The following is a 21,106-nucleotide window of genomic DNA, read 5'->3' as shown; positions in this document are numbered from 1 at the left end:
GGGTAGGGGGGATTTTCACCGAACAAATACCAAGTAAGGGTTTTATGATTCACAAATCCCCCATCTTCACTCTTATTGTCCACCCCCTTTATCAAGGGGGCAACAAACAAGCCAATTAAACTAATAAAACCTTGAGCGAATTACATTCTTACTCCACATTTCTCCACATATGGTTCCATGATTTTTTGGAGTTCGAGAAGTTCTGATTCGAGAAAGCTTCCTCACACAAAGTTTGGATCCAGTGTATTTCATGGACGATAATTCTGGAGATAATAATTCTTTGCTCATTGAATCGTCTCGCCAATTTTTTTCATATCCTCTTCAGAGTGAACACCCTTGATGACTGTCGTGCGAAATTCGTAGTTAGGGAGACGAGCCATAATCAGCGCAATGCTCTTTTGATAGAGTGTTATATCAAATTCTACACCACTGACAATTCGATATTGCTCGAGAGGATATTTGATATCCATGGCGACATAATCCAATATTCCTTCATCAAGGAGCCGTTCGAGCATATCAGGATTACTTCCATTGGTATCGAGCTTGACGAGAAAGCCGGCTTCTTTGATTTTTCGGCAGAAGTTTGGTAAATCACTATGAATCGTTGGTTCACCTCAGCAGACCACCACGCCATCGAGAAAACCAGTCCTTGTTTTCAAGAAACGAAAAAAGACATCCTCACTGATACAGTCATGACAAATTTCTTTCATCTTTTCTGGCAAAACAAATTCGCTATTGTGACAATACCCACAACGCATATTGCATCCCATGGTAAAAACAATCGTAGCGACTTTGCCAGGATAATCGAGAAGGGTGGATTTTTTGATGCCAGAGAGGAGCATAGATTGAAAAGTTATAGGCACCCTAGGCGAAGCCAGGTCATCAAACCACTTTAATTTCTGGCGGCCTTCTGGTACTTTTGATGGCAAAAGTACCCAAAACCACCGAAAGGAAATAAACTCGCTCGCCATATTGGCAGCTTATTTTTGTTTTTCATGACGCTCAGACAGTATTTCCTCTCGGACTCTCGCCTCTAGGTGGCATGGAGGTAGAACCGACTAAACCAACAAAACAAACTCAACCAAATAAACTTTGTATCTAAGCTGCCCCGTATTGAGTCATAAAACAAGAATTATCGCTCTTTGCCTCATCAAAGTAGGTACGAGTATAAAATTCTGATTTCTTTCCATTATTAAATTGGCTTACAGGTCGGTAGTATCCCATCACACGAGTGTAGATTTCACATTTTGTGCGTTCAACGGTATTGCCATTGCAATCAATAAAAAATGCAGACATATAAAATTAAATAAAAAATAAAAGAGAAGAAAGAAAAAATAAGGAAATTTTATACTACCGGGGTAGAGCATTCACAAGCATGAGTATGTTCGAGTTCATGCATCTTTTTGTCATCAGCAGTATAAATCTTTCGGAAGTCTATATCAAATTTAGTTCCAGTATAGCCGAGCTCTGCATCACATTTTGGACAATAATCATGTTCCCCATTGACGTAACCGTGTTTTGGACAGATAGAGAAGGTGGGCGTGACAGTGATGTAGGGGAGTTGATAGTTTGAGAGAGCTTTCTTGATGAGATTTTTGCAGGCCTCCGCATCGCTCATCCGTTCTCCCATGTAGAGATGGAGAACGGTACCACCGGTATACTTGCATTGGAGCTCATTTTGATATTCGAGCGCTTCAAATGCATCATCAGTGAAATTGACAGGAAGCTGAGAAGAATTCGTGTAATAGGGATTATCAGGTGTTCATGATTGGATAATATGAGGGAGCTGTTTTTGATCTTCTTTTGCAAAACGATAGGTCGTTCCTTCAGCAGGCGTTGCTTCGAGATTGTACATATTACCGGTCTCTTCTTGATATTCTTTGAGGACATCTCTCATATATTCGAGCACTTCAGTAGCAAATGCCTTACCCCAATCAGTCGAGATATCTTCTTTTCCTTCAGTAAAATTCATAATGGCCTCATTCATACCATTGAGCCCAATCGTTGAGAAATGATTTCTAAAGGATCGGAGGTATCGATAGGTGTATGGATAGAGACCTTTTTCAAGCCACTCCCCAAGGACTTTTCGTTTGATTTCAAGTGATGTTTTTGCGAGATTCATCAGTTGATGAATGCGCTCTTTAAATGCTTCTTTGTCACCCTTGGTGTTGTATCCGATACGTGCGAGATTGAGCGTGACAACCCCGATAGATCCCGTCATTTCGGCAGAACCGAAGAGACCATTTCATCGCTTGAGGAGCTCTCGGAGATCGAGCTGAAGACGACAACACATTGATCGGACTGCACCGGGCTTGTAGGCCTCTTTGTTCTCTACTGTGACCATATTGCCATGCTCATCTTTGACTCGTTTGTATTGAGAACCGATGAAGTTTTGAAAATAGGGAAGTCCATATTTGGCTGTGACATCGAAAATTCGGAGCGTGTCAGGAGAATCCCACGGAAAGTCTTCCGTGATATTGTAGGTAGGAATCGGAAAGGTGAAGACACGGCCTTTGCTATCACCAGCTGCATATACTTCTAGAAGTGCCTTGTTGATAATAGCTCGTTCTTTATCAAGCTCTCCAAATTTTTTCACATATTCACCCTTGTCATAGCCACCGAGATGGAGTCCTTTATCGGCGAGATCTTCTGGACAAGTCCAGTCGAGCGTGATATTGGTAAATGGTGTCTGAGTGCCCCAACGAGATGGCACATTAAGTCCAAAAACAAAATTCTGCATTTGTTGGTAGACATATGCGTACGTCTTCTCATCGATATATTTTTCTTTTTCTACATCACTTGAAAATTTCATTCCATATTCATCGATATCACGTCGGAGTTCTTGTTCATGTTTGTAAACGTAGGGAGAGAGATAGGTATCAAAAGAAGAAAATGCCTGCGCTCCTGCCCACTCGTTTTGGAGTGTTCAGAGAAAATTGATCATCTGATTGACTGCTGCTTGGAGATTGCGAGGAGGTGCTGATTCGATACGATTTGGCATACCATTGAATCCTTCTTCAAGGAGCTGTCTGAGCGACCAGCCAGCACAATATCCAGAGAACATATCGAGGTCATGGATGTGATAGTCCCCATTTCGATGAGCATTTCCGACTTCAGAAGGATAAATATGAGAAAGCCAGTAGTTGGCTGTTATTTTACCAGAAGTATTGAGGAGCATCCCCCCGAGCGAGTAACCAGAGTTAGCGTTAGCATTGACTCTCCAATCAGAACGATTGAGATATTCTTCCATTGTTTTCCCGACTTCTACGACGACCAATCGGTCAGTACGAGTTTCTGCACGTTTTTCACGATAGAGGATAAATGCTTTTGCGACAGAGTCGTGTCCGTGTTTGATCAGGATTTCCTCCACAGCATCCTGGATCATCTCGACATTTGGCAGATCAGCACCAGCGTGCTCTTTGGCACGTGCGATGACCTCATCAGCGAGGGTATGAACTCGAGAGAAATCTTCCCCTCAGACGGCTTCGATAGCTTTTTGTATGGCATGCTCGATTTTGTGTCGGTTGAAAGTGACAATAGCGCCATTGCGCTTGCGGATCTTATAGAGTGCCATAAAAATAGAAAATAACTATATATTGTGCCAAAAAATTGGTGTCGACACAATATGTAGTTTTTTCCGAAAAGCAAAAACTTTTCAAAATATCCTCATTACCTCTCAGGCGTTATATGTTGTGATATAAAATTGTACTCAATTTTTTGCCATATTGAAATGCTTTTTGTGGCAAGTTGGTTCCCGAGAGAGATCAAACTTGCAAAATATGATTTTTATTTTTTGATTATTTTCTCGGTGAATTTTACTATCATTTCCGATTTTTTCTTTATACTTATGCACCTATGAAATCTTTCAAGAATTTTCTCAAAATCACGACACTCGTTCTCCATGTCATCTTCTTGATCGCCATGATTGGTATCGGGATTCTCTCTTTTACATCACCAGAAACGATTCGAACAATACTTGATTGGATGGGTGAGCAGATTCGATCATGGGGGAACTGGAATTATTTGATTCTCTTCCTTGTTGCTATGATAGAATCATTTCCATTTATTGGCGTGGTGGTGCCTGGTATGAATGTGATGATACTTGTGGGTGGATTTTTCGTACAGAGGGATATGAATATATTTCTTCTCTCGGCAGTGCTCGCTATGCTCGGCGCTTGTCTCGGGAATGCACTCGGATATATGATGGGGAGAATATCTGGCAAAGAATTGCTCCAGAAATACGGTCTCTGGATTGGTCTTGGTCCAAAAGAACTTGGATTTCTCGAACGCCAAGTACATAAAAATGGTTTTTGGTTTATTATTGGTGGTAAATTTCACAACCTTCTTCGCTCGTTTGTTCCCTACCTAGCTGCATCACAAGGGCTCTCTGGTCGCAAATTTTGGGTGGCAAATATCGTTGGTTCATCAATCTGGGCAGTCTGCATCCTCTTGATTGGGATTTTCTTCGTCGAATCCTACGAGGTAGTCCTTCAATATCTGAGTTATATTTTGATCGTGGTTATTGTGGGAGTATTTGCGGTGTATTCGTATAAACAGAAAAAGAAATTGTAGTTTGACATAAAAATATAGTTAGTATTATATATTTATAAGTATACCCCCATGATTGATTGAGGCCCAAATTTTGTAGCCAGAACAGTTTCCTGTATAGAAAGAGTCAGAAAGAATTGATGAAATCTCTGAGGTGAAGGCGTTACCGAGTTAGCTCATTGATTATCAACAGTTTACCCTTGTTTGCCAAATAATACTATTATTCAAAGCGCTACATCTTGATTTGTGGCCAATGTATTAATGGGGGGATATTGAGATAATCCAAGATTAGGAGAAAGAATGGGAAAATGAATTTGAGTTTTGATTAATTATCATGCTGTTCTAACAAGTTGTGAAACATTGGGGATACCTTCAGAGCCGGTAGATGGGGTGTTTCGAAGAGCCGTTTTAAGTTTGATCCAGTTACCAAATGGAGATACTATTTCTCCCGAGAGTCTTGCTTAGCTCCCTCGTGAAAAAGCACGAGGAAATCTAGTGAGACTATCAAAGACAAAAATAATTAGTAGTTAGTTTTCTGTTTTTATTCCTTCGGAAAAATTTCTCGAAGTTTCTTCATATTTTGTTCATTAATTACTATTTTATCTGATGCTGCTAGTTCACGCAAAGCATCAAGTAATTCTTGAAGTGGTATAGGGTTTCATGGTTTTTCGGGAAAGAAAATGAGATCAACTGGTGCATTGAAAACAAATGAGCGAAATTTTTCTCAAGGTCGCGCAACTCGTACTTCATACCCAAGACCTACACTCCCTTTCGGTGTTTGTAATAGAATTCCACTTGGACGTATAATTATTTTGTTTCATGGTGTTTCTAGTGGATACTCCCCAGTAGTTCTTATGCGAAGCGGATCTGGGATAATGTACACTTCTCTATCACTTATTATACCAGCTAAGATTTCTACCCCTTCTTCGAGGAGTGTATTTTTTCTATCGGGTGCAAGAGCTCTGTCTGATAATTCATTCACAATAGTATCATACCTTGTAAATAGTTCCTCAAGTGGAACAACATTATCTACTGGTCTATCTTCTGATAGACTAGGGACAAGCGATCGAAAAGTGGATGGAGATATTCCTCCTCCCCCAAAAAATCACCCTGATTGCAAAAAATCAACAGCACTTATTTGATATCATTCTGGTCCACTGTAAAAGTCACCGTTTTTTCCCCCTGCGACAGGAGGTGTGGTTACTGGGTTTCAAGAAGGGTTTTTTTCTCATCCAGAAAGCACTCAGATGGTGGCAAGAGCAAAACAAAGAGATAGACCAATTTTAGGTCCAGGATTGCTTGTAGGGGGTGAGTTTCCTAATTTCATAGTATATATTATAGCGATATACTATGATTTACAAATTTTATTTATTAAATATTATATTAGCTAAAATTTTATAACTTTCACACTCGCACCAAAGTAGTATGTTTGTGTTCTGCTTCAATCTTCTTAGAGGTAGAGAATTATTTGGAGTTGCATAAGATATATCGTAACAAAACCCCTACCGTCCTATCCTCTTGGATGCGTCCATCTAGACACATTTTTTTGACGTCATCTATCGCGATCCATTCCGGAGTGATATGCTCGCCATGTTCGAGTTCTTGCCCTTTGGGGCTTTCTTCAAATGTATCCACGATAAAATAATAGAGATCCCACTCGATTGTCGCTCCTGCTCTACTGATAGAGAAAAGTTTCAATGTATGTGCTATCAATCCTGTTTCTTCGCGACATTCTCTCCGAATCGCTTCCTCAGCATATTGGATCATATCTCAGCCACTTTGTAATTTTTCCTCGTATTCTCTGAGACTATCAAAGACCTTTCCTCCAGGCAGTCGATAGTCAAATCCGTTTTGTTCATTTCTCCATTCTTTTGTGATAAGAATACGACTTCCATCAGTAATGATCATTCGTACTCCTGGCGACCTCCGAGCTATCTCAAACTTTCTTCCGTCGGATTGCTCCTGCGATACCACTTCGATAATTTTTCATTGGAAAAGAATCGTTTCTGGTTTTTTTGATTGCATAATATATAGAAAATTATTTCATAAACCCTCTTACAAAATCCTCACCAGACATTCGTTTCTTCCCAGCTGGTGTGAGTTCGTGGATGATGAGGTAACCATCGGAGAGAGCGAGAGCGGGGAGTCAATTTTTTACTTCAAAAGAGAGAACAGTGCTTGAGTGCTTGAGTGCTTGAGTGCTTGAGTAGGGGGATTTAGATACTCGATGCAGTGTGACTTTTGTCTCTCCGAAAAAGATAGAGAGTCCTGGCCAAGGTGTGTAGGCCTGCCAAGCATGGTAGGTTTTCTCAAGCGACCAATCTGGTTGGATTTCTCCATCAGTTTTTTTGATATATTTGGTATAAGTTGCTTCTGCGCTCTCTTGTTTCTGCGGCGTAACAGTTCCATTTTGTAATCACTTCACAGCTTCGGCCAGGAGCGGTCCAGCTCGTTTGCCAGTTTTTTCAAAAAGGGTTCCTGTGGTATCATCTTTGCTTATTTTCCAAGTCTCTTGGATGAGGATATCGCCTTCATCCATACCGAGAGACATTTGTTGCACTGTGAGTCCAGTTATTTTTTCACCATTTAAGAGGGCGTGCTGGATTGGCGCAGCTCAACGATATTTTGGTAGAAGCGAGGTATGGACATTGAGAAAACCCATCGGAGAGATATCGATGAGTTCTTGTGGGAGGATCTTGCCATACGCCACCACCAGGCAGATATCAGGCTTGAGAGTTTTGATGGCTTCGAGGAACAGAGGATTATTTTTGACCTTTTCCGGTTGAAGAAGCGTAATATTTCTCTCTTTTGCCAGGAGAGTTACAGGGGATGGGATAAGTGCATGTCCTCGTCCACCAGCCGCATCAGGGTTTGAGACTATTGCGACGATATTGAGTCCTTCTGAATTAAGCAGATACGCTAAAATATCAGCCGAAAGCTGAGGAGTGCCAAAGAATATCGCACGAAGTTTTTTCATATAGTTGACAAGTTGATTATATAGATATAATTATTCTCTATGTCACTCTCCACCAATCCAACACAATCTTCTCTTGAGATTGCTCGACAGAATCTCTGTGATCAAGTACCTGAAGTATATCCAAATATAGTTCAGATACAATACCGTCTTGATGAAGGATGAAAACATATTTGTTTTACGGTTATCGGTTCAAGAGAGATTTTAGAACCCGAACAAAAAAGAATACGGCAGGATATTTTGAAACGAGTTCATACAACAAAATGTGCATGTGCTCTTGATGATATCTCTTTTGAAGTGGAAGATGAAGATGATGCAAATATAAGGGCAACAGTGGAGCGTGCTAATCAGGATTTTCAATGAATTTCTGTTCCAGAAGCAGAGCCACTTTCTTCTCGGTCAGGATGTTTTTTAGTCCCTAGTTTTCTTTCTTGGGCATATGACAGGTTAACAAGGGGGCCAGAATAAAACATTTCGTTACACTCTGATTTTTTTGACTACTTCCTTGTAACGGAGGCACTTTTCTGTGGTGCCTTTTCCTGTCGCTCAGACCAGTATCCACAATGTCCCAAGAAGTACCAAGAGAGCCCCAGGATGACTGGAGGGGACTTTTTCTGTTCAAAAATCTATCTTAAAAACACTAGTAGTGGTTACTGGCACTCATGTTGGAGCTGATTGTGTGGTTGGTGCTGGATCGGGTTTTGGCGTTGGCGCTTTCACGGCAGGATCCATGATTGGTCCACCGACGAGTATGAGGAGGATACCGAGCAATATTTGAGCTATCCTGAGGGTACCATGTTTTACGAGACAGAATGGGAGGAGTCCTTTAAAGAGAGGAATGATACCGAGAACAAAGAGGCCATATTCGATATATTTTTCTCTATGTGGTGCTTGTATCCCCATAAAAGGAATATCGAGAAACGAACGGTCTTGTGCTATCCAGAGGATTTCCATAATAATAAGTCCCATTAGTATATGAAAGAGACGTATGGTTCTATCTTTTGGCCTTTGGGCCATAAATTTCGCTATCTTGAGGAGAAGAGGATTCATACGATGTTAAAAGAAAAGATAATAAAGCACAAAGCAAAAAGGGCTGAAGATTTGCTGTGGTAATAGGATGATGTGAGTCTATATGAAAACCTACAAAATGCAAGATATCATATATTTGTATTCACAGAAAAAACTCTATAATTTTTCTCTCTATTTCTTCTCTCTATTTCTTCTATGAAAAAATTATTTCTCATCATTGTTGTCGTTGTAGCTCTCGGAGTTCTCTGGCTCATGGGCGCATACAATTCCCTCGTTTCTGGTCGGGCAGGAGTCGATCGGGCATGGAGCGATGTGGAGGTCCAATATCAACGTCGTAATGATCTCGTACCACAGCTTGTTTCAACAGTTCAATGAGCGGCCAATTTTGAAAAAAAGACACTGACTGATGTCGTAGAGGCACGTGCGAAAGCAACGCAGATACAGGTAAATCCAACTAACGCACAGAGTCTGGCACAATTTAGTGCTGCTCAAGGAGAACTCTCTGGAGCATTGAGTCGTCTGCTCGTCTCAGTTGAGGCATATCCACAATTGACAGCTACAAAGGGTTTCCAAGATCTCCAGTCACAGCTTGAAGGTACAGAAAATCGTATTGGAGTTGCGCGAGGTGATTTTAATGCCGTAGCAGCACAGTGGAACATTATGATTACTCAATTTCCGCGCGTAGTGATTGCTCGATTTTTTGGCTTTGAAAAAGCAGTTCTTTTTGATGCACAGACTGGATCTGATGTGGCACCAAAGATAGAATTTGATATCAAATAATTTGATAGAATAAAATCTCACCTTATGAAACTCCTCTCTCGTACAAGTGCTGTATTTTTGAGTATGGCTTGTATCATGGTACTGGCAGAATTTGTCGTTCCACCAGCCCCAGTTGGTCATATTTTAGATGAGGTAGGTATGTTGAGTCCTGTCGAAAACCAATGACTCGAGAAATCCCTGAGTTCTCTAGAAACAGAGACGCATCACCAAGTCGGCATCGCGATTCTCAAAAGTCTTCAAGGTCGGACTATAGAAGAAGTGAGTATAACTCTTGCTCGTACATGGTGAGTTGGGCAGAAGTGACTCGATAATGGTCTCTTGATTCTCATCGCACCGGCAGAACGAGAGATGCGAATTGAGGTCGGACGTGGACTGGAAGGAGTGATGACGGATCTTATGTCAAAGAGGATTATTGATGAATATCTCACGCCTGCTTTTCAGAAAGAGCAATACTTTGATGGGATTGCTTCGGCAATCACAGCGATGAGCCCGATTCTACGGGGTGAGGTGGTCGATTTACCGGCACCAAAAAGTGCTCTCATCGATACTATAGCACCTTTTTGATTTCTGATTCTCTTCTTTGGATGGGGTTTTCTCAGTGTGCTCTCGGCATCCAAATCATGGTGGCTCTGAGGTGTTGTCGGTGTGATTGTTTGACTCGTGTTACGGGGGATTATTGGTTGAGGAATTGGGCTCATCATAGGTCTTCTTCTCGATTTCTTTCTTTCCAAATATGTGTATCAAAAAATTCCTCTTATTCGAAATTTTCAAAATACTCATAGTGGTGGATTTGGCGGTGGATTTGGTTGAGGTTCGAGTGGCTGATTTGGCGGTGGTGGATTTGGTTGAGGAGGAGCCAGTGGGAGGTGGTAACACAAAAAAGTATAAGTCAAGACACTTTCTGTGTCAATATCCTCTGATAAATCGAGAAATCATTTGAATTTATGAGAATAATCTGTTAATATGAAAAGGAATATGAAAAAAGCGATTCTTATATCTTCTCTCGTCTTCTGATTTTTGTTCGTGCATACCACATTTGCTTCGAGCATTAGTTTTAATTGTTGAGGGAATAACTGTTTTAGGGCCGGCGTTGATGCGGTGGGGTGATTGCTATGAAAGAATGTATGAGTTGTAACTGGTAAAGGCATTGCGCAAGCTGTCCAAGATTTGATTGTATATCTTTTGGGGTTTCTTACATTGATAGCGGTGATTTATATCATGTATGCTGGTGCTCAGCTATTACTGAATCCTGCCAATGAAGAATCTGCCGCAAAAACAAAAAAAATCATTATTTGAGTTGTATCGGGTATTGTGATCATATGGTTTGCTTGGTGGATTGTGAGCACTGTATTTTATCTGCTCAATAATAAGAAAGTAACCGCATCTCTCCCAATAGCTGTCGCAGAAACACAGGTTAAAATGGTCGATTTCACGACCTATAGTAATAAAATTCGTGCCCTTGAAACAAGAATATCATGAGAGTATAGTCCGGAAGTGATGAATGAGCTTTCGCTCCTCATAGATGGAGCATATCAGCATTTACCAGATAGGGGTGATATGTATCAAAATAAACAAAATTACGATGCAGTGAAAAAGGCTATTTCCACGTATAATTTGAAGAGAGAGATGATAGATCGCGGTATCGTAGAAAACACTGTACGTACTTTTTTAGAACAACCAAAGACATTTGCGATTGAGGCCAATCTTGATGCAACTCCTCGAACATGAGATGCTCCTCTTTCCGTCACGCTTGAGGCCAAGGAGGCGATAGATGGGAGTGGGACAGTGATACCAAATGAAAATTTTATCTGGTGGATGCGTACTGCTGAGGGGGCTAAGATTTTAGGTAAGGGGAAAATCGTGAATTATACTTTTGAAATGGAGGGAACCTATAGTGTGTATTTGACCATCAATTCAGCCAGTAAAAATAGTCAGGGATTTATGGATGTTATCAGTTTTGAAAAAAGTATCGTGATAGAGGTAGGACAGCCAAAGATTCGATTTGTCATTAAAATGAATGATCAACTTGCTGACCAAATCGTCAAAATACCTACCAAGGAAGCTCTCAAAAATATCTCTATCGATGCCTCTGAAACGGTTTTCTCTTCATGATACACCGTAAAAAAGACGGAATGGGATTTTGGTAACGGGGTCACAGATACGAATGAGGGTGGTCCACAATTCGAATCACAAAAATATGAACCAGGAGAACACATGATAAAACTCACGCTCACGAGAAATGATAACGAGATATTTTCCAAGAATATTGTACTAAAAATCGGTGATCCACTGGCAGCCATTTCTATAAATAACAAAACGCCCAGCAAGTGAGAGAGGGTGATTTTTCAAGCACAAAAAGTTTCGAAAGAAACGGATGTGCAGTATCTCTGGGAAGTCAAAAAGGAAGGAATTGATACAATACTCAATACAGTATCAGGAACGAGAATGGAATATGTCTTCGGCGATACTGGTCGATATTTTGTTTCCCTGACTTCTGTCAAGTGAGATGCACGTGACAAGGATACCATGGAAATCATAATCGAATCTCGCCCACCGAGTGTTGAGTTTACTTCGAGTATGGTTTCCACAGAAACACCCAATATGTATCTTTTTGATGGTACCAATTCTTTTGACCCAGATTATCCCGATAATCAAAAGTTACGATTTGAATGGTTCGTGAACGATACACCGATGCAACTCCTCGAAACGAACGCACTCAACAATCGTGGAAAATATATTTTTCCAGAAAAAGGCACCTATCGTGTCACATTGCGTGTTACAGACGAAGACGGAAAAACACAGGAAACTAAAAAAGACCTCAAAATAACGAGCATACTTTTTCTCAAGCTCACAATGCGCCCAGAAGTGGTACAACGGAGAGCGATGACTATGCTCCTCGTGACAGCGCCACCACAAGTCACTGTATATGAGTGGAGAGTAGGATCAGAGGCCCCAGTTATTACCAAAAACAATAGACTTGCAACGAGCTTTCCCATTTCAGGTACTTTCCCTATCACCGTCAAGGTCACCAATGAAGAAGGAGACTCGAATAGTATCACAGATAAAATATATGTTACTGATGAAGATAAACCATTCTCAGTTATCAATATTCAACGGAATTCCTCCTCTGCTGCTTCCGCACAACCAAGCTTGTGCGATAATCAAGAAGCACTGACTGTTGATAGAGCGAATGCTGTTTCCTTTTCGGCCGATAAAAGTGTCAATACAAATGGAAAAACTGAGGAACTCACATATTTTTGGCAGATTGGCTTCAACAAAGTATCTACGAGCAAAAGCGTCTCCTATACGTTTGATGAACTAGGGTGTGAAGAAATTTCGCTGACAGTCGCCGATAAAAAAACATGAGTTTCTCATACTTCAAAAGCATGGGTAAAAGTCGTCAATCTCGCGCCACAATTTAGTGATATAGATGTTGCTATCGAAAATATCGATATGGACCCTATGCGTGTCAATCTCAAAATGACTGGAGCAAAAGACCCAGATGGTGTCATACGATCCTATACGTGGTATTATTATACCGACCGTGATGATCAGGCGCAATGATTTCGTATTACTCGGATTCCTGAAACGACATTTGTGTTGCCAAAAATTACTGGCAGATATTATTTTGACGTTATGATGGAAGATTCCAACGGTCTCAAAGTAAATACAAAAGAAGTTTCTGAATCACGTTTTTCAACGCCAGAGCTCTATATCAATACGAATCTTGCAACTCCAATTATTGAAAACTTTGTCGCAGATACGACTGAGGTCAAGTTTTGAGATACGACCCGTCTGTCCCTGGGAGTTAGGACAGCTCTCGATAGCGATATCTCCGACAAGGCTGAGTATCGATGGGATATCGATGGGGATGGATTTTATGATATAAAAACCACCACGCCATTCTATGAATTCCAATATAAATATCCATGAGAGTATAATCCAAAAGTAAAGGTGACACATAAAGGTGTGTCCACCACCAAGTCATTGACGATTATCGTCAAGAATCGTCTCATACCAAAAGCGACTCTACAAATGATAGGGAATAAGATTGTCGCGTACAATATATCTTCTGGTGTTTTCCAGAAAGTAAATTGGTATCTCGATGATAAGAAGATTTCAGAGAATCGAGACTATCTAGTATTTGATGTAGAAACTTCTACTGCAAAAAAATTGAAACTCGAAATCTCAGACGGTTCAACGACAGAGTCTGTCATTTATCCTTTAGAAAGAAACCTCAAAAATCAGATACTGCTCAAAAAAATAACAGGACCACTCATCATACTGTCTCCTATCAGCGGAGGTGATGTCATAGAAACTCCAGATGATATCGTATGGGACGATCCTATGATACCTCTCTTCATCTATCTCGGCGAGTCACGTGGCAGCACGATCAAATACTATGTGATCGATACGGATATTGACATCGATACTGATCTCAATGGTCAAAAAAATGATGATGCGGATAATAAATGAACGGCATCATACCGAAATGGGAGACCATTTCAGATACCCCAGGGAACGAAGAGGGTGACTATCATGAGGATTCGTCTTGTCGGGGAAAATGGTGAAGATCTCGCTTCTCGACAAATACGTGTTACGCGCAGCTTTTTAGCACTTCCAGACGAGGTCACGACCACAAAGGATCCTAAGACATTTAATCTTTCTCAAGAAGATAAAGACCGTATTGAAAAACTCCGAAATCTCGTCCAATGAGTACCAGAAAGCGAAAGAGTCGAATTTAATAAACTCTTAGACCAACTCGGAGATATCTGGTACGATACTGCCGACCGAACACAGACCCTGATACTTTTTTCTCTCGCAGTTGATGCGAGCTCAACCCTTGTTCCTGAGCTTAAGAAAAAAATATTGGAACAAATTAATCTCATCTATACACAAGGTGATGATAAGAGTAATGAGCGTCAGTCGGCTCGAAAAGTTATCGCTGATGCCCTCGCAAAAAGCTCTAAAAAAATAGAAATATTCTGAGATGGAACCACGGTAGGTTTGATTGATCAGATGTTGGATAATCCAGAATATTATGAGGCCAATCTCGCGATAAAGCAAAAAATCTATGATGACTATGTTGAGCCAGATAAAACTCTCAGTGCAGAGGTAAAAAAGGTGATAGAAGAAAAGCTTATGATTTTGGTATGAGCTCCACTCGGTACGTCCGATATACCTCCAGTGGTTATCACAAAATCTCAGAGCGGATTATCTCTGATGCTCTGGATTCTCTGAGGAATACTCTTTGCTATCTTGTGATTTATTGGCATTTCCTATGCCCGCCAAAAATTGGGCACAGCATGAAACGACGATATTGGAGGAGAACATTCTCATGATGATCATCTTATTCAAGATACCCCATTAGGTCCTTCGGAGAACTCTTTTGAGCATAGTGATGCCTCAGCAACTCCTGATTGGCTGAAAGAAGGGGGGTCACCATTTTGAGATGAGGATGTTTTTTCTGAAAAATCTTCTCCATCTCCTGAAGATGTGCATCAACCAGATTGGATACATGACGATGTCGCGATACCAGAGATTGTCTCAAATGTGCCAGTTGCTTCATCCGAAAATACTGTAGATGCTTCTGCTGAATCGGGTATGACCACTGAAAAATGACGGACACCTGTTCTGGATGCAGAAGATGCTTCTACACGGAATAATATACTCACTTCTTCAGAAACAAGTGATACATCTGATTGGTGAAATCCCCCCTCGAGTCAAAAAGATATCCCAATTACATCGCCAGACGACATCACTCCTTCATCAGATATATCTCCCCAAGAAGATGAACAACATATTTCTTCTGTTCCTGTTGAAGAAAATAAAACTTGAATAACACCTTCTACTCCAGTTTCTGATATCGTGGAAAATGAGAGTGGAGATTGAAGTTCAAAAGAAGAGACTGTCTCACAGTCTCTTGCGGATGATGCAGATATTCCAGATTGGTTACGAGGGGCCGAAGCGACGATACCAGATGAAGTGTTAGCATCGGACGAGTCTCTTTTCTCTCCAGAAATGATGGGGGAAAATATATCTTCTTCTGAACCAAAAATATCAGATACTCCGATTGCAGAAGAGATTCTTCCAAAAATACTCCAAGATGAAACATCAGCTCTCCCACCAGAGACAGATCTCTTAGGGGCATGAGGGCATCTCATAGAGCCAGAACAGAATAAGACCTCGAATACAAAAAAAGAAACAAAAAAGAAACAAAAGAAGACTCCAGCTACTAAAAAACGCCTTATCTCTGGAGAAAATCTCCTCGATCCAGCACACGATATGCTCCTTCCTCCATCGGATACTAACCCCACTGCATAATTTCTTTTTATGGACATAAAAAAACCTACATCTGTTACCCAAAAAATATCCTTGTTACAAAAGATTATTGCTTTTGCACGGAATGATGCAGATTATCAGCCGGAACAAGAAAAAACACCAATTCATATTTCAGTATGAAGTACGAAGGTCCGCTCATGATGGAAAAATCTGAAAGCTGCCGTATTTGTATTGATGACATTTTATATTCTCCTCTGTGCGTTTATTCTTCTCAATCCACAATTTGCTCTCTTTTTCAATAATATATTTGCCATTGAGTACGTCACGATTCAGCGTATTCTTGAATACACCATCTATGTCTTTTATAGTATCTTTGGTATTATACTTGGAACGGCATTTCTTTTCTTTTGGTATCGTGCAATAGTCATCAAAACACACAAGAAATTGAAACATTTTTTCCTCTGGTTTTTGACGGTATTTTTTGGAGGACTCTTTTTCTGAAACATTGCTCTCTTCGCTATTTCCTATAATTGGTTTTTGAATATTGATTTTTCAAATCTTGAAGAACGGGTGATCATATATGACAACACTTTATTCTGATATAAAAGTAAAATGAAGGACAAAGACCTGACATTCTTTAAGGCTCCTAAAAAAGGGATTTGACCGATAAGTGTGCGATATGATATCAGTCCTCAAATCAAAAAAGCAATACGCACAAATGGTCTTTTATTGAGCCGTGGGTACTCTTTCAGTATTGATTATAATAAAGATGGTGAGCCCGATATTGGTTCAGGAGAAAATACAAAAATAGATCTCCCCATTACACATCCTGATGCTCCATTGCTGGTACCATGAGAATTTGAGGAAGTAGGACAATACAAGACGACAGCAACACTATATGCTACCGATGCATGAGGCAATAAAAAAGAGATTACTATCGAAATTCCCGATATACTGATTCAAAATATGGTGAAGGTTTCTTATAGAGATAGAAAAGATGGTTCCAAAATATATCTTTTTGATGCTTCGGATTTGTCTTCTCTTGGACAGGCCCAATGGACTATCATAGGGAGCACAACACCAGAGATAAATTGATATCAATTTTCACCTGAAAATATCACCCAGTATCCTGCCATTATTTGTCTGAAAATGCAACCTATGGATGTGACAAGTACGGACCCATGTGATTGGCGCTATGTTATCGGAGAAAGTATTCAGACCAACATCACCAATACAGATATTCAAATAAAAATAGACCCTATCAACCCACTCAAATATCAGTTTACCATCGATCCAAAGCTTGCTCAGGGGCAGGTAAAGTCTATTCGATGGAGAATCGATGGTAGTATCTATGATGGGGTGTTTTCTTCGGGCACGGAAAAAATATTGGATTATACCTTCAAAAAATCCGGTACGTATTCAATAGAAGCAGAAATAGAAGATACGCTGGGCAATAAAGTGAATGTTACCAAAGAAACTATTTTTACTACCCTCTTTACTACCCTCAAAAATGGGTATACACTTCAAATTGTTGATGAAAATGGGCTTGATGTAGCAAAAAATACCTATGATGATGCATTGAGGGCATACCTGCTCCCAGATATGGCAACACCATCTGTACTTACTTTTGATGCTATTGGTATTCAATCAACGAACTCTCGTTTAAAACTTGTACAGGCAGAATGGGATATGGATAATGATGGTCTCTATGAGAAAAAATGATTTCAAACGTCGTATGATTTGCAATTACCTATTCAGTACACCTTTAATGCTCGATATACTTTTGAAGACACAACAATCGATGGCGAGATACAGAAACAGATATATGTCGATAAAATCATAGTAAAATGAGAACAAAAATCTCTCGATGTGCGTGTCAAAATTCGTCTAGACCATGAATATGCTCCAGCTTTAGTTCATTTTGATGCTACAGGATCGAGAGCCCAAAAAGGAGTTATACAAAAATTTTTCTACGAATTTTGAGATGGTAAAACGTATGAGGGTGAGGGGATTGTAGATTACCGATATGTTATGCCGTGAGACTATAAGGTACGAGTGACCGCTGTGACAAATCTCGGAGAAAAGGCCGTGAAAGAATATATACTCATCATCAAGAAACCACAAGAAACCATCAAGATAGAGCCGAGCATATCTGCCCAAAATTCTGCAGTCGATACGCCGATTACATTTGTAGCCCTTACCCAGTGAGCTGTAAAAAATATTCTATGGAACTTTGGTGATAATATCCCTTCTCCCGATGGAGAAAGTGTGATTCATACTTTTAGAACACCAGGAGTATATCATATCACAGCACGAGCGTTATATGAATCTGGCATTGAAAAAACAGAAACTATTATTTATACAATTCAATAAAGTATGTTGTATGATATTCAGCTCTTTTTTCAGACATTTTGGCAGCCACTCCTTATTATTACAACGGCTGCAGTTGGGTATTGTAGCATCCTCAAATGGTATGGAAAGATGTCTCTCGCACAAACAATAGCACTTTTCTTGACTGGTATTATTGTGATTACATGTATTTTTCTCCCATTTAACTGGTCTATCAGCAATGCAGGACAGGCGCAAGAACTCAATATTTTCTTTTTTAAAGTGAATATTGAAGGGAATAATTTTATTCAAGGACTCAAAAATACCCTCGGAGATGGTAAGGTGGTTTCTGGGTCGGGAGTTGAAAACACAGTGACTTTCTTTCTCGCATTTTTGGAAGAATTTGCTAAACTCGTTCTTCTGATTTTCTTGGTCAAAAAAATTCTCAAGTGGCCTATCGTCCTGCTCGGAATTCTTCTACTCGGAAAGATAGTATACGAATATTATTCTATGGCAGGTATTCCACTCTCTCAAACTATTTTGATCGCTATATGAGGATTGATAATGATTGGTACTCTTACTCTTTCTCTTTCGTTTTCGACGCAACTAGAAAGTGTTTCTGATTATATTTTTAGTATTGCTCTTGTGGCAGCAGGGTTTGCTTTCGCAGAAAATATCAAATATATGATGGATCTCTTCCATCAAGGGCAAACAGATAGTATGATACGCGATAATGCCATCTTACGCTCTATTTTCTGATATCTTTCGCATATATTTTTTAGTATGATCTGTGTACTGATATATGCACGATGACGATTTGCCTTCTTGAGAGCCATCGATACTATCGGAAGCGTATCTCCTTTGCAAAAAACACTTGGATGGAAAAATTATACGACATTGATGACATGGATAGGTTTTGTAGGAGGGGTGAGTGTGGCCACTCTTTTACACGGATACTATAATACTATGATTGCTACTGGTGATGTATGAATACCTTCAACAATCTTGATAGTTGGTTTCTTATTTTTAGAACTTTTTGTCCTTCATAACCTCAGAAACACGACACGGTATGGACTTTTCGAGGAGGCAATGACATAAATATCTAGAGCAGAAAAGAGCCACCAGACGGTGGCTCTTTTCTTTTTCTTTTCAAAAGACGCATTTTTTCTATAATAGTAAAAACATTTTATGCACATTACTCGTATCACTTCTGCACTGCAATCTTTTTTGACTTCCAGCTATCCTGATTGTTCAGTTGATGTTTTTCAGATAACTGTTCCGCCAGATAAAAAAATGGGAGATATCTGTCTGAATATCTTTGGTGCTGTGAAACAGCTGAAATGTTCTCCACAAGCTCTAGGCGCTTCACTTGCCGAATATTTTAAGCAACAATCTTTTATTCTCGACGTGCAGGTACTGTGAGGTTTTGTAAATCTTTTTCTCGCTGATGAAATATATATTGAGGAAACCGCCAAATGGAAACTCCCAGTATGGGAAAAGCGAGATGAAACGGTGATAGTGGACTATATGGGGGCAAATATCGGGAAACCTCTCCATATCGGACATCTTTGTACACCGCTCTTTGGTCAAGCAACTATCAATTTACTTCGTCTGATGGGCTACACTGTGGTGGCCGATATGCACCAGGGAGACTGGGGAGGGATTTTTGGGAAGCTTATCACAGGTTGGAAATATTTCTGAGATGAAACGGCTTTTTCAACAGCACCACTCAAACACCTTCTTGAAATCTATGTCAAAATCACTGAGAAAATAGAGATAGAGTGAGAGATAGATCAGGAATGCCGTGATGCTTTTCGACTTCTTTCTGATGGTGATGAAACATCCGTGAAGCTCTGGCAACGGTTTACTGATGCGAGCCTTGTTTCAGTACGAGAAGTGATGAGTGATTTTGGGGCAAAACCAGATGTCTGGATAGGTGAGAGTTTCTATGAGTGACTCCCACTTCCAAAGCTTGGTCCTTGGCCAGATTTACAATCAGATAATACGATGTCTGCGGTGGTCCGTGAACTGATTCAGTCTGGTGTTGCAACCAAAAATGAGGATGAAAGCGTCGGAATTGTCTTCGACAATTCAATGCAAAATACAAAGAACAAAATACAAAATGAAGGAATGGTTGGTTCAGGAAACTTAAGCACTCAAGCACTTAAGCACTCAAGCACTGCGAAGCTACCTTCCTGCATCCTCCAAAAACGTGATGGAACGCACGGCTATCTCGCGAGCGATCTTGCTGCTATCAAATATCGCCTCAGAAACTGGAATCCGTCAAAGATTATATATTTTGTTGATAATCGTCAGGCACTCCATTTCAAGCAACTTTTTGCGACAGCTGAGAAAGCTTGGTTCAGCGAGACAGGGATGGATTCCACCTCGCGGACTTCGTCCTTGGCTGGAATGACGGGGAAGTGTGAATTCATCCACGCAGCCAATGGATTTGTGAGTCTGCCAGAAGGAGCGATGTCGACGCGTCACGGGCGAGTGATATTCTTGAGCGATGTGGTAGAGGAGAGTTTTGATCGTGTCAAAGCAATACTTCTTGAACGAGGAAAGGAGCTTGCTGACTCAGATATTCGAGCTGTGGCACTTGGTGCGATTATTTATTCCTTTATGGCACAGGATCGTGAGCGAGACTGGGTATTTGAGTGGGATAAGGTACTTGCGTTTGAGGGAAGTAGTGGTCCATACCTCCAGTACACCTATGTTCGATTTGCCAAGATGCTTCAGGAATTTGGCCATGATAAAAGTGCTACAACTCTTCCAAGCACTTTGCCACTCACTTCCTACGATAAGGAGCTCGTTCTTGATATTCTGGGATTTGAAGATGTGCTCGCACAATGTGCTGAAACCTACAAATTTCATCTTCTGATAGCCCATATTACAACTACAGCTCGCCATCTCAACGCTCTCTATGTCAACACTCCAAAACTCCGAGATTCTTCACCAGAGGAGCGTGCTACAAGGATGCAGATTATTGCCCAAACCCTTGAAATGATCCGCTACTCGTGTGAGATTGTCTCTATTCCATTGCCGAGGGAGATGTAGGAGAATTTATGGTAAAAACTTTTCAAAAATCGGAGGATTTTTTATAGAAAGCACACTTCTCAAATTTTGTATTTTACAATATTTATTGTGTAGTATATATACTGC

16 protein-coding genes are annotated in these 21,106 nt (G+C 40.4%); 9 read left to right on the top strand and 7 right to left on the bottom strand.

Annotated elements, in window-relative coordinates; all coding sequences use genetic code 25:
- Positions 1-140: 140 nt before the first annotated feature.
- The 3 genes from WC753_01800 to WC753_01790 form a co-directional block, all read right to left on the bottom strand.
- The gene (locus WC753_01800; GenBank protein ID MFA6080194.1) at positions 141-971 is read right to left on the bottom strand and encodes an anaerobic ribonucleoside-triphosphate reductase activating protein; all 831 of its coding nucleotides are present in this window, start codon (positions 969-971) and stop codon (positions 141-143) included.
- 127 nt (positions 972-1,098) lie between these two features.
- Entirely contained in the window at positions 1,099-1,296 is a 198-nt protein-coding gene (gene nrdD / locus WC753_01795; protein ID MFA6080193.1) for an anaerobic ribonucleoside-triphosphate reductase, read from the bottom strand.
- Between the two features lie 49 nt (positions 1,297-1,345).
- Positions 1,346-3,574: a ribonucleoside triphosphate reductase gene (locus WC753_01790; GenBank protein ID MFA6080192.1), complete on the bottom strand. Its 2,229-nt coding sequence runs from the start codon at positions 3,572-3,574 to the stop codon at positions 1,346-1,348.
- Between the two features lie 281 nt (positions 3,575-3,855).
- On the opposite strand from WC753_01790, the gene WC753_01785 reads away from it, so the two are divergent.
- Both WC753_01785 and WC753_01780 read left to right on the top strand, forming a co-directional pair.
- Positions 3,856-4,572, top strand: coding sequence for a DedA family protein (locus WC753_01785; GenBank protein ID MFA6080191.1), 717 nt, complete (start codon positions 3,856-3,858; stop codon positions 4,570-4,572).
- 48 nt (positions 4,573-4,620) lie between these two features.
- A complete protein-coding gene (locus WC753_01780; protein MFA6080190.1) occupies positions 4,621-5,013 on the top strand; it encodes a hypothetical protein in 393 nt (130 codons plus the stop codon).
- 76 nt (positions 5,014-5,089) lie between these two features.
- Here the strand turns inward: WC753_01780 and WC753_01775 are convergent, their stop codons facing one another.
- From WC753_01775 to fmt, 3 genes are all read right to left on the bottom strand, one after another.
- Positions 5,090-5,875 (bottom strand): hypothetical protein, encoded by a 786-nt coding sequence (locus tag WC753_01775; protein MFA6080189.1) that lies wholly within the window; start codon positions 5,873-5,875, stop codon positions 5,090-5,092.
- A 137-nt stretch (positions 5,876-6,012) separates the two neighbouring features.
- Entirely contained in the window at positions 6,013-6,573 is a 561-nt protein-coding gene (locus WC753_01770; GenBank protein MFA6080188.1) for an NUDIX domain-containing protein, read from the bottom strand.
- A gap of 13 nt (positions 6,574-6,586) precedes the next feature.
- Positions 6,587-7,525 (bottom strand): methionyl-tRNA formyltransferase, encoded by a 939-nt coding sequence (fmt, locus tag WC753_01765; GenBank protein MFA6080187.1) that lies wholly within the window; start codon positions 7,523-7,525, stop codon positions 6,587-6,589.
- Between the two features lie 39 nt (positions 7,526-7,564).
- Here fmt and WC753_01760 point away from each other — a divergent pair, with 39 nt between their 5' ends.
- Positions 7,565-7,990 (top strand): hypothetical protein, encoded by a 426-nt coding sequence (locus tag WC753_01760; protein MFA6080186.1) that lies wholly within the window; start codon positions 7,565-7,567, stop codon positions 7,988-7,990.
- Positions 7,991-7,999: 9 nt separating this feature from the next.
- Here WC753_01760 and WC753_01755 read toward each other — a convergent pair whose 3' ends face one another.
- On the bottom strand, positions 8,000-8,572 hold the full coding sequence (locus WC753_01755; protein MFA6080185.1) for a hypothetical protein: 573 nt from the start codon (positions 8,570-8,572) through the stop codon (positions 8,000-8,002).
- 174 nt (positions 8,573-8,746) lie between these two features.
- On the opposite strand from WC753_01755, the gene WC753_01750 reads away from it, so the two are divergent.
- From WC753_01750 to argS, 6 genes are all read left to right on the top strand, one after another.
- The gene (locus WC753_01750) at positions 8,747-9,331 is read left to right on the top strand and encodes a LemA family protein (protein MFA6080184.1); all 585 of its coding nucleotides are present in this window, start codon (positions 8,747-8,749) and stop codon (positions 9,329-9,331) included.
- A 24-nt stretch (positions 9,332-9,355) separates the two neighbouring features.
- A complete protein-coding gene (locus tag WC753_01745) occupies positions 9,356-10,204 on the top strand; it encodes a TPM domain-containing protein (protein MFA6080183.1) in 849 nt (282 codons plus the stop codon).
- Between the two features lie 102 nt (positions 10,205-10,306).
- Positions 10,307-15,655 (top strand): PKD domain-containing protein, encoded by a 5,349-nt coding sequence (locus WC753_01740; GenBank protein ID MFA6080182.1) that lies wholly within the window; start codon positions 10,307-10,309, stop codon positions 15,653-15,655.
- A gap of 9 nt (positions 15,656-15,664) precedes the next feature.
- Positions 15,665-17,986, top strand: coding sequence for a PKD domain-containing protein (locus WC753_01735; GenBank protein ID MFA6080181.1), 2,322 nt, complete (start codon positions 15,665-15,667; stop codon positions 17,984-17,986).
- Positions 17,987-17,989: 3 nt separating this feature from the next.
- Positions 17,990-19,039 (top strand): PrsW family glutamic-type intramembrane protease, encoded by a 1,050-nt coding sequence (locus WC753_01730; GenBank protein ID MFA6080180.1) that lies wholly within the window; start codon positions 17,990-17,992, stop codon positions 19,037-19,039.
- A gap of 90 nt (positions 19,040-19,129) precedes the next feature.
- Positions 19,130-21,001, top strand: a complete 1,872-nt coding sequence (gene argS, locus WC753_01725) for an arginine--tRNA ligase (GenBank protein ID MFA6080179.1) — start codon at positions 19,130-19,132, stop codon at positions 20,999-21,001.
- The last annotated feature ends 105 nt before the right edge of the window (positions 21,002-21,106 follow it).

This window comes from Candidatus Gracilibacteria bacterium (assembly GCA_041660965.1).
Lineage (GTDB): Bacteria > Patescibacteriota > Gracilibacteria > BD1-5 > JAGOOR01 > JAGOOR01.
This window is presented reverse-complemented; position numbering and strand designations above follow the sequence as displayed.